Source organism: Nitrobacter sp. TKz-YC01, from assembly GCF_047824785.1.
Lineage (GTDB): Bacteria > Pseudomonadota > Alphaproteobacteria > Rhizobiales > Xanthobacteraceae > Nitrobacter.
Window position 1 is genome coordinate 332552 of record NZ_CP181167.1, and the last position, 14940, is coordinate 347491.

At 62.0% G+C, this 14940-nt stretch carries 9 protein-coding genes and 3 pseudogenes; 1 reads left to right on the forward strand and 11 read right to left on the reverse strand.

Going from position 1 to position 14940, the window contains the following annotated elements:
* Positions 1-11: 11 nt before the first annotated feature.
* Positions 12-1072, forward strand: a pseudogene (locus ACMYR2_RS01565) (IS630 family transposase).
* 307 nt (positions 1073-1379) lie between these two features.
* On the opposite strand, the gene ACMYR2_RS01570 reads toward ACMYR2_RS01565, so the two are convergent.
* The 11 genes and pseudogenes from ACMYR2_RS01570 to ACMYR2_RS01620 all read right to left on the reverse strand — a co-directional run bounded on the left by ACMYR2_RS01570 (position 1380) and on the right by ACMYR2_RS01620 (position 14820).
* On the reverse strand, positions 1380-2579 hold the full coding sequence (locus tag ACMYR2_RS01570) for a GIY-YIG nuclease family protein (RefSeq protein WP_416193574.1): 1200 nt from the start codon (positions 2577-2579) through the stop codon (positions 1380-1382).
* A pseudogene (locus tag ACMYR2_RS01575) lies at positions 2572-4636 on the reverse strand (DEAD/DEAH box helicase). Before ACMYR2_RS01575 ends, ACMYR2_RS01570 begins: the two are co-directional and overlap by 8 nt.
* Positions 4633-4947, reverse strand: coding sequence for a type II toxin-antitoxin system RelE/ParE family toxin (locus tag ACMYR2_RS01580; protein ID WP_347265419.1), 315 nt, complete (start codon positions 4945-4947; stop codon positions 4633-4635). Before ACMYR2_RS01580 ends, ACMYR2_RS01575 begins: the two are co-directional and overlap by 4 nt.
* A complete protein-coding gene (locus tag ACMYR2_RS01585) occupies positions 4947-5204 on the reverse strand; it encodes a CopG family ribbon-helix-helix protein (RefSeq protein WP_347265420.1) in 258 nt (85 codons plus the stop codon). Before ACMYR2_RS01585 ends, ACMYR2_RS01580 begins: the two co-directional genes overlap by 1 nt.
* A 26-nt stretch (positions 5205-5230) precedes the next feature.
* Complete coding sequence (locus ACMYR2_RS01590) at positions 5231-6112, reverse strand: type IIL restriction-modification enzyme MmeI (RefSeq protein ID WP_416193575.1); 882 nt, start codon at positions 6110-6112, stop codon at positions 5231-5233.
* A 130-nt stretch (positions 6113-6242) separates the two neighbouring features.
* A protein-coding gene (locus ACMYR2_RS01595) for an IS3 family transposase (protein ID WP_416192834.1) occupies positions 6243-7378 on the reverse strand; the annotation gives its coding sequence in 2 pieces (ribosomal slippage) (positions 6243-7108 and positions 7108-7378; 1137 coding nt in all).
* Positions 7379-7448: 70 nt separating this feature from the next.
* Positions 7449-8969 (reverse strand): annotated as a pseudogene (locus tag ACMYR2_RS01600) (DNA methyltransferase); the annotation flags it as partial.
* Between the two features lie 325 nt (positions 8970-9294).
* Positions 9295-10020: a nucleotidyltransferase family protein gene (locus ACMYR2_RS01605; RefSeq protein WP_347265438.1), complete on the reverse strand. Its 726-nt coding sequence runs from the start codon at positions 10018-10020 to the stop codon at positions 9295-9297.
* Positions 10021-10256: 236 nt separating this feature from the next.
* Positions 10257-10577 (reverse strand): PilZ domain-containing protein, encoded by a 321-nt coding sequence (locus tag ACMYR2_RS01610; protein WP_347265439.1) that lies wholly within the window; start codon positions 10575-10577, stop codon positions 10257-10259.
* 206 nt (positions 10578-10783) lie between these two features.
* Positions 10784-12307, reverse strand: a complete 1524-nt coding sequence (gene tsaE / locus ACMYR2_RS01615; protein WP_416193576.1) for a tRNA (adenosine(37)-N6)-threonylcarbamoyltransferase complex ATPase subunit type 1 TsaE — start codon at positions 12305-12307, stop codon at positions 10784-10786.
* Positions 12304-14820 (reverse strand): PAS-domain containing protein, encoded by a 2517-nt coding sequence (locus ACMYR2_RS01620; protein ID WP_416193577.1) that lies wholly within the window; start codon positions 14818-14820, stop codon positions 12304-12306. The genes tsaE and ACMYR2_RS01620 overlap by 4 nt, the downstream gene beginning before the upstream one ends.
* Positions 14821-14940 lie beyond the last annotated feature (120 nt).

The following is a 14940-nucleotide window of genomic DNA, read 5'->3' on the forward strand; positions in this document are numbered from 1 at the left end:
GGAGGTTCGCCATGTCGCCCCTGCCACTGCGAGCTGATTTCAACGCATAGACGACACGGTCCGCTGCCAGGCGGTTGAAAGACGGGCCGCAGGCGCGGCGACTTCTGGCTCTGGCCGCAATCTACGACGGTGCGACGCGGACGGAAGCAGCCAGGATCGGCGGAGTTGGCGTGCAAATTGTTCGCGATTGGGTGATGAAGTTCAACGCCCTCGGCCCGGACGGGCTTTTTGATCGCAAGGCGCCCGGTCAGCCGTCTCGGCTCGCGGACGAGCATCGTCAGGCGTTGGCTGCTGTGATCGAAAGCGGGCCGATCCCTGCCATTCACGGCGTTGTCCGTTGGCGCATCATCGATCTCTGCCAGTGGCTGTATGAGGAGTTCATGATCACCGTCTCCAAGCAGACTCTGAGCCGGGAGCTGCGAGGCATGGGCTATCGCAAACTCTCCGCTCGTCCGCGTCATCATGCGCAAGCCAAGGGCGCGATCGAGAATTTTAAAAAACTTTCCCCGCCCGAGTGGCAGAAATTGCCAAGGACAAGAGCGTCGATCCAGCCGATACAGAAATATGGTTTGGCGACGAGGCGCGCATCGACCAGAAGAACAAGATCACGCGTCGCCGGGCGCTGCGCGGAACGCGGCCTTCGGCGCCACGCGACCAGCGAACCGCTTCCACTTACATCTTCGGTACGATCTGCCCGAAGGACGGCAAGGGCGCCGCCCTCGTCCTGCCCGCATGCAACACCGAGGCGATGAACTTGCATCTGGCCGAAATCGCGACCGAGGTCGCGCCAAGCAAGCATGTCATTCTGCTGCTCGACCAGGCCGGCTGGCACCTGTCGAGCCGGTTGATCGTTCCATCCAACATCACGATCCTGCCGCTGCCAGCGAAATGCCCGGAACTTAATCCGCAGGAAAACGTCTGGCAGTTCATACGCGACAACTGGCTGTCGAACCGCGTGTTCAAGTCCTACGAAGATATCGTCGATCACTGCTGCTTCGCCTGGAACAGGCTAATCGATCAACCTTGGCGCATTATGTGCATCGGAATGCGTGATTGGGCTTACCGGTTTTGATCAGCGAGTCTTGATATTATTCCTCAGCTGAAAAGGTTTCGGCAGACTGGCGCGACCGAGCTTGAAGCATGGGAGAAGCGGACAGGTCGGAGATTTTTGCCGCCGAAGCCGGATGACGAAAAGCGTGCTGACGAAAACCAGTTGGAAATGCGATGACCGTTCAACCGCACATTCTCCGACGATACGTCATTGAACGTGCCAATGGCCGGACGCCGCGCCTGTCCGCTGCGCTTTGCGCTTTCGGAACGACAGGAATGTTTCCGACAGGAAAGACCACCGACGCGGGTTTATTCTGGATGCGTTCCGCTCACCGCTTCGAATCCTTCACCAGCGATGCCGTCTTCGGATCGTAGATGTAGCCCGTGATCGTCCCATCCTTGATGCGCTCGACGGCTTCATCGATCACGAACAGCGGCACCAGAAACCATTCGCGGGGGACAACAGGATTCCCGAAACGGTCTTTGATCTCGATATCGAGCCTAGCGGAACCGAAAATCCGATGGATCAGGTTCTCGAATTTCACGCGGCTGACGTTGGAGAGCTTGTAGGTGGCGATGATGTCCACATCGGCCATCAGAAAGGTGGGATCGAGGCGGGCATTCGCAACGCGGGTTTCGATCTTGCCGCCCGTGACGCCGACCTTGTGCAGGACGTCGCGGTTGGCGGCGACCGCGGGATGATCGGATTTGCTCCGCAGTACGTAGATCGTGCCGCTCGCCAGATCGTCGTCCTCGCTCTCTCCCGCGAAAAGCGGCCCTGCAACGGGATCGGTGATCCGTCGACCCGCTTCGTCGCGATGAAGGGCGCGCTGGAGCGAGCGCAGCAGGACGTCGCTTTCCGTTCCGTTGTCGTAGATCACCCGCAACCGGCTGTCGCGACGATCATACTGCGAGATGAATTCCTTTCCGACGTCCGCAACATAGGCGACTTGTCCACCGACGATGAAGAATTCACCTTTCTGAATTTCGGCCATGGTCTGAAAGGGACGCGTTTCCCGGATACCGGCTGAAAGTTCGCGTCGTGCTTGCTCGAACAGCGGCTTGAACGTGTCGAAGTCTTCGCATTTTTCCCGATTGGCGATCTCCTCGGCCGCGCGCTTTTCCGCGGAAGATCGGACGTGCCGAAGCTCCGTGATGTCGTCGGACGCCATGGCGTCGACGCCGAGTTGCGCCAGAAGTTCGTCATCGTCGATGTCGGGGACGATGTCGACCGGCGCAGGCGCAGTCCCCGCCAAGAGTCCTTGGTGATCAAGGGGTTCGATTACCGCGCGGCAATCGGCCTGCGCACGCAGCCGATCGAGGCGAACGGCGTAAAGACGTTCGAAGATATCGCGGTCCTCGCCATGCTGCGGGGCGCGGCCATGCTGGTCGACGAACCGCTGAAGCTCCTCGAACCCGGCGATAATCCGTTCCTCGCGCGGCGACCGGCTGGATTCCTTCTTCGTCTCGGTTTCGACGCCAAGCTCGGCAAGAAGCTCATCATCCTCGTCGGTGAATCCTTTAGGCACGCGCGGCCTCCGCCTTCATCCGCTGAAGGAAGGCCACACCCTCGGCCATGCGCTTTTCCCATGCGTCCGGCGAGGTGATCGAAGGCAACCGGCCGCGCTCCTGCTTGAACTTCAGGGCACGCCGGGCCAGTTCGCGCGCCTCCTCGATGGTGAGGTTGATCCGCTTGGCCCCGATCACCGCCGCGACCTGCTTCAGGCTCTCCTCGCTCATAGTCTTGGCGAGGATGGCATAGGCTTCGCCGAACGGATTGATCCGGTCGATCAGTCGATGTCCAAGTCACGCACGTCCATGGCAAACTTGCGGACGCCATCGACAAAGGCGGTGTTCGGGCTCTTGTCTCCATCGCCGCCGAAAGCAGCCTCCTTGGCCTTCTGTGTGAGATTGAGCGCCGCAACGGCGTGCTGACGCACGGCCTCCTGATCCTCCTCGGTCAGTTCCGGATACTTGTCCTTGACGATCTTGCCCATCCGGAGCTGCGTCAGTTCCTCTGCTAAGGTTTCGCCGCCCGCGTGTTCCCCGTCGAACAAGCCTCGCGCAATCGTGGTCTTGTCCTGTACGAAGGCGGCAATTACTTCGTTCAAATCCTGCTGGCAGATGCGCTGCGCTTCCTCGCTTTTCGGCGTCACGAGTCCCTTGATCTCGATCTGGAACTGCCCCGTTTGCTCGTTGAATCCGACGTTGCACTTGCCTGGATCATAGTCGCCCTCACCGTAATCGAATCCCTCGACAGGTCCGCTTTGCGGGTTCTTGGGCTTGAACTCGAAACGCGGCGCCAGAACCTGTTCCATGAGCAGGCTGGCAGCAATGGCTTTCAACGTGTCGTTGACGGCTTCGGTGACCGCTTCCTCGGAGGCGTCCGGCTCGGCGATCAGGTTGGTGAAGCGTGCGCGGGTCTTGCCCGGCGCATCGCGGGTGGCACGGCCGATAATCTGCACGATTTCGGTGAGCGATGAGCGATAGCTGACAGTGAGCGCGTGCTCGCACCAGATCCAGTCGAATCCTTCCTTGGCCATGCCAAGGGCGATGATGATGTCGACGTGATCGCGGTTGTTCTTTTGCGATGAATCCTTCAACGCGGCAGATACGCGGTCGCGTTTCGCGGAATCGTCATCCACAAGATCGGCAATCCGCAGGACGCGGCCGTCCGGCGTCTTGACCAGCTGAAATCCGGTGGCGTCGTCGGTGCCCTGCCATTCGCCCAGTTCGTCGATGATGTGCTCGACTTCCCGGATTTTGTCCTTGGTGCTTTCGCGCGAATTCACGCTCGGGATGTGGATGATGGTTTTCTCGGAAGGATCGAGCGCTTTCAAAAGATCGTCGGTGTAAGGGCCATTGTAAAAGCAATAACCGATGTCGAGCGATTTCAGATACTGATAGCCGTTGAGTTGCTGGTAATAGGTATAGGTGACGGAATGAATTTCGCTTCGTCCTGCGGCGTCAGAACGGCTTCGGCATCGCCCCGGAAATAAGACCCCGTCATCGCGACGATATGCACCCTGTCGCGGGCGATGAACGCGCCGAGATGGCTGCCGAGTTTGTTGTCCGGATTGGCGGAGACGTGATGGAATTCGTCGACTGCGATCAGCCGATCGTCGAATGCCTCGACGCCGAACCGGTCCACCGCGAAACGGAAGGTGGCATGGGTGCAGACCAGCACCTTGTCGTCGCTCTTGAGGAACGCCTCGACCGAATTGACCTTGCCGCCGTTGTCGCTCCCCGGCGCGTCGCACAGATTCCATTTCGGCTCGACCGTCCAGTCGGACCAGAAACCGAATTTGCTCAGCGGCTCATTATGGAAACTGGCGCCGATGGATTTCTCCGGAACGACGATAATGGCCTGCTTCCGTCCCTGATTGGCGAGCTTGTCGAGGGCGATGAACATCAGCGCGCGGCTCTTGCCGGAGGCTGGCGGCGACTTGATGAGCAGATACTGCTCGCCGCGCTTCTCGAAGGCGGCCTCCTGCATCGGCCGCATTCCCAGCGCGTTGACCTTGGTCGACGCCCCGTTGCGGGCGTAGGTGACGGAGACGGCGGGAATGGGCGCGGCCGTGGTCATGATCGGGATGTCTCGTTTCGGCGTTCGGCAAGAGCGCGCACAAGATCGCGCGCGCCATGGAGGACGGCAAGGATCGTCATCGTGTCTGCGGCGACCTGATAGACGATCAGGTAAGGCAATCCCGCAACCGGGATTTCGCGGGTGTCCGGCAAACGGCCGACATGGCCCATGTCGGGTAGATCGATCAGATGCTCGGTAGCGGAAACGATCGCGCGAAAAACCTTTTCCGCGGCGGCGGGACTGTCGAGCGCGATGTAGTCGATGATGCCGTCGAGGTCGCTCGCGGCCGCCCGCGTGACGACGAGGCGCATCAACGCTTCCAGCCGTGCTTTCCGGCAATGGTGGCGAAGACGTCACCGGCAGGCTCGACGCGGCCCGCGCGGGCATCTTCGAGCCCGGCCTTGATCCGCTCGACCTGCCACGCGTTGGCATCGAGATATTGCTGGATCGCCTGGTTGATGACGTAATTGCGGGAGCGATCCATCGCGCTGGCGAGCGCGTCGATCTCGTCCACCGTTTCCTTCGCGGTGCGGATCGTGACCGGCGCCGTGGCGGCTTCCTGGCTCATGTGTAATCTCCTGTAATCACAGGTAATCATAGCTCGGATTGGGCTTCGACGGAAGGCCTTCTGGTAGCCTTTCCGGGAGTCTTGGCCTTGCCGGGGCGTCCTGCCGTCATCCTGGTATAAAGCTCGAACAGCTTTTCCAGCCGCTCGGTGTCGTTCCGGAACCGGCGGCCGATATAGATGCGCTCCAGCACCTCGTCGTTGCGCTCATGGGCCTCGCGCAGGTCGGCGGGCATCTTTTCGGGATCGTAGAGGTCGGCGATGGTCTTCGGGAAATGCGCCTCACGCGCCAGCAGAATGTCCTCGGCGCAGCGGGTCAGGTCGGCCTTGTTCTTCTCGGTGAGCGTCGGGACGGGAAAGGTGTTCCAGCCGAGAGTGTTGGAATAGGCAAAGTCGGTCCTTGTCCTTCCACAAACCGTAGCAATCCAAGTTCGATGAATCTTTGAGGCCAACAGTGCAAACACCCAAAGCGGGGGATCGTAAACCGCAAAATTTTGACTGCTAATAATTGCCCCTTGGTGGATCAAGCCAACAGGAAGATAAAATCGACGCTCTGAGGTAATACGAGGAACAACGATCGCAACTTCGTTGCCTCTCTGCCTGACTTCGCCAAAGGAAAAAGGAATCCTGGACAATTCTTGCGTTGCAGCACGGTTGGATGCTGATCGAACCTGCCGAACCTGCTCAAACCGACTCTTCAAGAATGCGTTGTCAGCTGCCATTCTATATTGATCTGGCAAAACCCAGATACAATTCCTCTGTATACCGTTTATGAATTCATATGATCCAACGAAAGTTCTTATGAAGCTGGAATCAACTCCGTGATTCTTGATGGCAGCGTGTGCTTCTTCCTGCGATAGTAGAAGGGCGCCACCATCATTAGGCATGTTTCCGAACAACATCTCGGGCATTCCGAATAATGCTCCGCGAGCAGCAGAAACCTCGATGTTAAATCCAGAGATCAAATATCCATTGATATTTGAGGTGGACCCGCTTGGTGAGACAGTTTGGCGGCCTGGCTAAGGTGGATCGGGTTCGTTTCTACGCCGCCAATTGCTCCGTCATTTCCGCCATAGCATGGACTTCGTCGGGCGTCCTGCCGGCGAAGGTCGAGTGCGGGCGTCGCCGGTTGTAATAGTCTATCCAGGAGCCGATGCCGCAGCGGGCTTGGCTTCCCGTTTCGAATGTGCTGAGGAAGACGCACTCATATTTGAGGCTGCGCCACAGTCGTTCGATGAAGACGTTGTCCATCCAGCGGCCGCGCCCGTCCATGGAGATGCGGATGCCGGCATCCTTCAGCGTCGTCGTGAAGGCGAAGCTAGTGAACTGCGAGCCTTGGTCGGTGTTGAAGATGTCGGGCCTGCCATGGCAGGCGATCGCCTCTTCGAGAGCGGCAACACAGAAGTCGGCATCCATCGTGTTCGACAACCGCCAGGCCAGGACCTTGCGGCTGAACCAGTCCATGATGGCCACGAGGTAAAGGAAGCCGCGCCGCATCGGGATATAGGTCACATCGGCACACCAAACGTGATCCGGCCGCTCGATCGCCAGGTGCCGCAGCAGGTAGGGATAGATGCGATGCTGCGGATGCGGCTCGCTGGTTCTCGGCGCCTGGTAGATCGGCGACAGACCGATCTTGCGCATCAGCCGCCGGACCCGCTTGCGACCCACGCACCAGCCCTGACGCCGCAGATGCCGGGCCATCTGCCGGGAGCCATACCAGGGCGTCTCCATGAAGGCCTCGTCGATGGTGCGCATCAGTTCGAGGTTCTCGGGCGTCTCGCCGGCGGGCTGTCGGTAGAACGACGCCCGCGAGATCGAGACCAGTTCGCACTGGCGGCGGATCGAGAGCCGGTTGTGATCGGGGTCAATCATCATTCTCCTCCGATCCAGGCTCAGCGATCGAAGGCCTTGGCCAAAAAATCCCGCTCAACGACAAGCTGGCCAATCTTGGCGTGCAGCTTGGTCACCTCGGCTTCCCGGCCGACCTGCGCATCAGCAGCCTTGTCGTCGAACGTCTTGGCCAGGTTCTCGATGGCCTGCCGTTTCCACTGCGTAATCTGGTTCGGATGAAGCTGGTGCTTTGTCGCCAGTTCCGAAATCGTCCGCTCGCCACGGATCGCCTCAAGCGCAACCTTGGCCTTGAACTCAGCCGTAAATCGTCTGCGTGTCTTCATACCGGATCGTCCTTTTCATCGGGCGATCCACCTTATGCCCCTGTCTCAGAAACCGGCACCACCTCACTTCAAGGTCCTCTTTCTGTTCCGATGTCTGCTGTTGGCTTCCTCGATACGGCGGATTCCCACAGATGTAAGTTTCGCCGCCCTCGTTCTCAAAATCGATCTGCGCCTGATCGAGCGGGGTGTGAAACAGATCATCGGCCTGATGCTTTACGCCTGTCCCAGTTGGCGGGCAGATGCTCAACCAATCGAGGCGCAGCGCGTTGCCGCAGGTGATCCAGTTCTCGGCGTCGAGCGGCAGAAACTCGGCCAGCGCTTCCTTCTGACCACGATAGAGCACGTCGCATTGATACTCCGCGATGATCAGCGCAAGGCGCGCGATCTCGGCCGGGAAATCGCGCAACTCGATGCCGCGAAAATTGGTCAGCGGAATCTCGCTCTTGCGTCCGTCCTCTTTGCGCCGCCTGTTGATCTCCGCCTCAATGGCCCGCATTTCCTTGTAGGCGATGACGAGGAAGTTGCCGGACCCGCAGGCTGGATCGAATACCCTGATCCGCGCCATGCGCTTGCGCAGGTTCAGCAACGTGCGGGCGTTGTCTCCGGCCTCATCGAGCTTCGCGCGCAGATCATCAAGGAAGAGCGGGTTCAGGACTTTCAGGATGTTCGGTACGCTAGTGTAGTGCATCCCGAGCGCCCCGCGCTCCTCGTCCTCGGCGACGGCCTGGATCATCGATCCGAAGATGTCCGGATTGATCTTCTTCCAGTCGAGGCCGCCGATGTTGAGCAGATAGGACCGCGCGGTGCGGTTGAAACGCGGCACGTCGAGACTGCCGGAGAACAGCCCGCCGTTGACATACGGGAAAGCGTCCGCCCAGGGCCGTAGCTTGGCGTCGGCGCGGTCGGCGATTTTGGTGTTCATCGCCCGGAACATCTCGCCGATCACGAAATCAGTATCCGAGCCGTCGCGCGCGCTCATCTGCGCGATGGTGTCGGTGAACAGGCGCCCGCCCAGGAAAATGTCGGTATCCTCGGCGAAGAAACAGAAGATCAGCCGGGCCATGAAATGGTTCATGTCCGGACGCCGCGCGCTCGTGTCCCAATCGGGGTTTTCCTGCCGGAGCGCCAGATAAAGGCGGTTCAGGCGTCCCGTCGCCCGGATGTCGAAGGCGTTGTCGCTGATCTCGCGCACCGTCGAAATACCGGCGAGCGGCAGGAAGAATCCGAAATGGTCGGGGAAGTCGGCGTAAGCACAGACGATCGGCGCCGCGTCCGACACCAGATTCTCGGCCTCGAACCATTCGCCGTCCGTCGCCAGAATGAATTTCGCTTTCGCTTTGGCGGTCGCCGGACTCGCCTTCAACGCGGCCAGGGTAGTGCTCACCTCGCCATGCGGGGCGACGGCAATATGGATCTTGTCGCGTTGAAGCACGCCGCCGACATCGGAACTGTTGGTGTGTCCGGCGCGCAGCCGCTTGAGCGTCGTGTCCTTGTTTCCAAAGGCTTGCAGGAACCGCCAGGGAAACTCCGCCGGGTCGAACGGCTGCTCGGCGAGCGCCGATATGGCTTCCTCAATCTCGACGGCGTTCATGTACTCCCCCGGCTTTTCCGCCGCCGACGCGGAAAGGCTCGATCTCAAGTCTTGGCGGCGCACGCCGAATGGCGTCAGTCTCAACGTGAGCCCTTGATAGTCTCTAATGCCTTCCCATGCTACGTGCCAGACATCAGTACATGGACAGATCACGGGGCCATCTATGCTGCGCAGGGCGCTCGGCCCCGCACCTAGAGCATTTTCCGGCGAAGTGGATGCCGGTTCGCCGCAACAAAATGCGTCAAAACAATAATCTAGAGCCTCGCTTCTGATTCAATCAGAAGCGAACGTGCTCCAAGTGCGGCGACCGGTTGAGAGGCAGCCGTCAGGCGACGAGGCTCGCGAGCACGGCTTTCTCCGCGGCATGGACCGCATCGGGTGTTCCGACATGCATCCAGACGCCGTCGAGCCGCAGTCCGAACAGCCGGTCCCGCTCGCCCGCCCGGTCGAACATCGCGGTCAGCGGAAACTCGCCTGCCGGCGCGCCGTCGAACAGCGCGGGCGACAGGATGGCGGCCCCCGCATAGACGAACGGCACGACCTGGTTCTCTTGCCGCCTGCGAAGCGCTCCGTTGGGAAGCATGGCGTAGTCGCCGCTGCCGCAGTAGCCGATGCTGCTCGCGGTCGGCGCCATCAGCAGCAGAATGTCCATGCGTGCCGGATCGAAGGCCTCGGCCAGCCGCGTCAGGTTGGGACGCGCGCCGTCGATCCATATCGTGTCGGCATTGAGATGGAAGAACGGCGTCCCGCCCAGCAGCGGCAGGGCCTTCACCACCGCGCCGCCGGTGCCCAGCACCTGATCGCGCTCGTCGGAGATGATGATCTTCGGCCGGTCGCGCTGCGCGACATGCTCGATGATCTGGTCGGGCAGATAGCGCACGTTGACGACAGCCTCGCCGACGCCCGCGTCCGCCAGCCTGTCCAGCACGTGATCAAGCAGCGGCTTGCCGGCCACGGGCACCATCGGCTTGGGCATCCGTTCGGTCAGCGGCCGCATGCGCAGGCCGAGGCCCGCGGCGAGAACCATGGCTTTGGTGGGAGGGGTCGTCATGTCCTAGGGTCCTGATTTCCGAAGTTCGCATACCCTTGCCGCAACCTTTGATGTTAACTTCTGAACCACCACATTAACTCACGCACATTGTCGATTCAGCGAACTATAGCGTTTTCGAATGAGGATCACGACCCGCCGCGAATCGCATCGATGACTGCGGCCATACACCCCTGAGATGATGACGAGGCCATGACATCGGGAGGCTGCCGGATTGATGATACGGGACGGGATGCGGCTCAGGCGTCGGCCGTGGCGCTGTTTTGCCGGCCGGTCTTTTTCTTCTTGTCGGCCTGCTTCAGGAAATTGACGCCGATCTGGTCGCCATTGACCCAGGCCAGTTCGCAGCGGCGATAGGCGAGACCCGTGGATGACAGCAGGAGGAAGAATTCCTTCAGATGCAGGCCTTCGATGGAGCCTTCGACGGTCAGCTTGGCTCCGATTTCCGACACATCCTCCATGGTGCAGTTGCGGCGCCAGGTGCCGTCGATGCCCATCATGTGCGCGCTGTAGCCGCGCTCGAAGGTGACGCGCTCGCCTTTACGTCGTTCCGTGCCCATGATGTGCTCCGCCTGTAGCGTTTTCGAGCGAAGTGGAATCCGGTTCGCGTGAAGAAAACGCGTCAAAACATAAAGATAGAGTCTTTCACCGTTTCCCTGAAGAGGTGAAGGACTCCAGGGAGGAGGACCGTGCCGCGATCCGAAGGATAGAACCGGCGTTGCGAGGCTACAGCCGCGACTTCTAAAAAGGCGTAAAACAAAACGCTTCAACCTGCCGGAGGCGGAACGTGTTTCTGGTACCACGCTTGCGCCGCCGACAAGGCCGGGTGCGCGAGCGAACGGGTGAGATAGGTCCAGATCCGGGGTTGGTGTCGCAGATAGTGTGGTTTGCCGTCGCGCCGATTGAGCCGCGCGAACGTGCCGAGCAGCCGGGTGTTGCGTTGCGCTGATATGACGGCATACCTCTCGGCGAAACCGGCGGGATCGAAATGCGGCTCGGATCCCATCCGCGTCTTGGCGTAACGGGTGAGCAAGGCGAGTTCGATCGATTCGGGAACGTCCACGCGCGCATCCTGCAACAGCGAGACCAGATCATAGGCGGCGGGACCGAGCACGGTGTCCTGAAAGTCGATGATGCCGACCTTTCCGATATCGTGGCGCTGTTCCAGCCAGATCAGGTTGGGCGAGTGGAAGTCACGCAACACCCAGGTTGCGGACGCGGCATCCGGCTTCGCCAGCAATGCGCGCCAGATGGCCATGAATTCTGCGCGCAGGGTCTCGCCTGGTTCGATGCCGCGGTCGATCAGATACCAGTCCAGCATCAGGCCGACCTCGATCAGCATCGCTTCAGGGTCGAACGCGGGAATGGCGTAGGCCGTCTCCGCCGTCAAAGGAAGCGTGTCAGGCAGCGTTCGGCCGTGCAGTGCGGCGAGCAGATCGGTCGCCGCCCGATAGCGCTCGACGATCGGCGCCGGCGGCGTGCCTTCGACAAAGCCGGCGCTGCCGAAATCCTCGGTGATCAGGAATCCCGACTCCAGATCGGCATGATGGATCTGCGGCGCGGAAAAGCCCTGGTCGCGCAGGCCGCGCGCGACGGCGACGAAGGGCTTGACGTCTTCGGCCAGATGCACCGCCGCGCTGTAGGACTTGCCGTCGTGGATCGCGGGGCCGTCGGACCGCTTCGGCGCGTTCATGAGGATGAGGCTGGCGTCGTCGCGGATCAGCCGGGCATAGGAGCGCGTCGAGGCGTCGCCCGCCATGCGTTGCCGCCTTGCGTCCAGATAACCGGCATCGTCGAGAAACCGCCGCAGCGCCGCCAGCCGCGCGACCTGCGCCGCGGCCTTGCCGTAGCCGGTGATTTCGGCGGCGCGCGCCGCTGATCCGAGCGCCGGGCGATGGCTGATGGCGATGTCGATCCGGTCGGCAGGCAGGCCGCCGGCGGCGCGCTCCGGCCATTCGATCAGGACCACCGCGTCCTCGGGCAGCGGCGCGAGACCGATCTCCTCCAGTTCGCCGGGACCGCTGATGCGATAGAGGTCGGCGTGAAGCAGGGGATACGGCGGCAGATCGTAATGCTGCGCCAGCGTGAAGGTCGGGCTCGGCACCTCGATCGTGTCGTCGCCCGCAAGATACCGGATCAAGGCGCGGGCGGCCGCGGTCTTGCCCGCGCCGAGATCACCCGACAGCGTGACGACGTCGCCGGGACCGATCAGCAGCGCGAGGTCGGCCATCAGATGCGCGGTCGCGCTCTCGTCGACGAGCGCGACCCCGAATCTCGACGGCTCGCTCATTCGGCGGCGTTCCGGTGGGCGCTCCGGTCGAGCGGAAAGTCGCAAACGACCCTGGTGCCGCTCTTGACGGCGGGATCGAAATGCACGCGGCCGCCATGAAGTTCGACAAAGGAGCGCACCAGCGACAGGCCAAGGCCCGCGCCGCGATGCCGCGATCCGTTCGCGTAACTTTCAAACCAGTCGAACGCCTTGTCCCTGACGTCCGGCGGAATGCCGGGGCCTTCGTCCATCACGGCGAATCTCACGCTGTGCTCGGTGCGCCGGGCGCTGACCGTGATCACGGAGTCCGGCGGCGAGAAGCCGGCGGCGTTGGCAAGCAGATTATAGAGGATCTGGATGATGCGGCGCTCGTCGCCGATGAAGTCGCCGATGTCCGGATCGACATCGACGTTCAGCACGATGTGGTCGCGGGTCAGGCGGTCCTGAATGCCTTCCGCCGCCGCGGCGATGGTCTTGCGGACATCGACCGGCCCGAGTTCGAGCGTCATGGCGCCCGCGTCGATGGTGGCGAGGTCGAGGATGTTGTTGGTCAGCGCCAGCAGCGCGTCGGTCGACGAGGTGATGTAGTTGACATACTCGGCCTGTTTCTCGGTGAGCGGTCCGGTGCCGGGATCGTTCATGAGGTGAGCGAAGCCGATGATGGTGGTCAGGGGCGAGCGCAGTTCGTATGAGACGTGGTGGACGAAATCGACCTTCATCTGGTCGGCGGCCTCGAGCGCATCGTTGCGTTCGCGCAGCGCGCGCTCCACGTTCTCGCTGTCGGTGATGTCGTGGAAGGTCAGCATGGTGGCGCCGTCGGGCAGCGGCATGGTCATGCAGTCCAGGATGCTGCCGTCCTTGCGTTCGAGCTTGAGCGGCACCGCGGTGCGATTGTCGATGCTGGTGACCGCCTTGTGGATCGTGCGCCACGCGTCATTGTCGTCGAACAGCGGCTTGCACCACGCCTCGACGGTATCGATATGCGGCCGCTGCGCGAGCGCCTCGGGCGAAAGCTTCCACATCCGCGCGAAGGCCGGATTGAAAAGCTGTGCGCGGCCGTTGCTGCCGAACACCGCGACCGCTTCGGTCAGGCTGTCGAGGGTCTCGCGCTGCACGGTGATGAGCCGGTCATATCGGCGGGCCAGATCCAGGCTTTCGGTGACATCGTCGAACAGGTAGGTGACGCCGCCTTCCGGGTTCGGCGTGGTGACGATGCTGAGCGCGCGTCCGTCCGGCAGATACCATACGTCCTTGACGGCCTCGTTGGCGCGATAGGCTTCGTGCAGGCGGGCTTTCCAGGCGCGGAAGTCCGGCTGCTCCGGCAACTTGCGCCCGGCGCGCAGGCGATCGAGCACGCTGGAATCGTCGGGATGTCCGTCGAGGAAGGGCCGGTCGAGATCCCACAGCCGGCGGTAGGAGTCGTTGTAGAAAGCGAGCCGCCGCTGGCCGTCGAACACGGCGACGCCGGATGACAGTTGGTCGAGGGTCCGGCGATGCGCGTCCGCCATTCGCGCTAGCGCCTGGCTCAGCGCCGTCGCCTCGCTGGCGTCGAGCGCGATGCCGGCGCTTCCGCCGCCGGTCCGGAGCGCGTGAACGTCGTACATGCGCCGCTCGCCGCCGATGACGATCGGCAATCGCGCGGCAAAAGCGGCATGATCGTTCAGCGCCCGCGCCATCGCGATCCGATCCTCGCTGTCGAGCAGTTCGAGATTGCGCTGGATGGCATCAGTTGCGTCGGCAGCGTCAGTCGCGCGCGCATAGGCTGCGTTGGCGAAGGAAAGATGACCGTCCTCGCCCCTGGCCCAGAGCGGCCAGGGCGCCGCGGCCGCGAAGGCCCGCAGCATTTCCGTCTCCGCCAGCAGACTGCCGTGCCGCAGCGTCATCTCGGCAAGGTCGCGCCGCAAGCCGCCGAGATCGCGGATGCGCACGATGGCCTGGCCGCCGATGGCGCGGCCCATCGCTTCCACGGTGCGGCCGGCCGAGGTGACCAGATTGAGTAGGAAGCCTTCTCCGGCGCCGCGCAGCGCATCGACCGCGTGATCCATCTGCAACGCCGACTCGGGCGGCAGCCAGGTTCCGAACGCCAGAATCCGCAAGGGCTGCTTTGCATCCTGCGGCAGCAGCAGCGCGATATCGCCGCTGATCTGGGGGCGGTCCTCGCCCGCGCCCCATGATATCAGAATCTGCGGCTCCACGAACAGCAGCGCGCGAAAGCGGTCGGTCTCCGATTGAAGTTCGCGGATCTCGCCGCGCAACCGCTGTTCGTTCGCGGCGGCGCGGATGCGCGTGCGCATCAGCAGGATAGCGGCGACCACCGAGAAGCTCAGCACGCCGAGCGCCATCGCCAGCGCCGTCAGATCCTGCCGGCTGAGATTTGTGAAAGCCTGGAGCAGCCGCTCGGTCAGCGCCGGTTCGGCGGCCCAGGCAGGCGAGGTGTCGATGAGGCTGACCGCGCCGGCGCCCGCGATGCTGCCCGGCACCATCGAGGTGCATGACAGCAAGGTCCGACGCATCACCCCGATTACGCCTGACATCTTTGCCCCAAAAACCGCGCGATGATATTCGATCGGCAACCCGTTCGCCGTTCACGAATCGACCACCATTATGCTTAAGCGGATTCGAGGGGCTAGAGTCCAGACCGTGAACGGGAATCG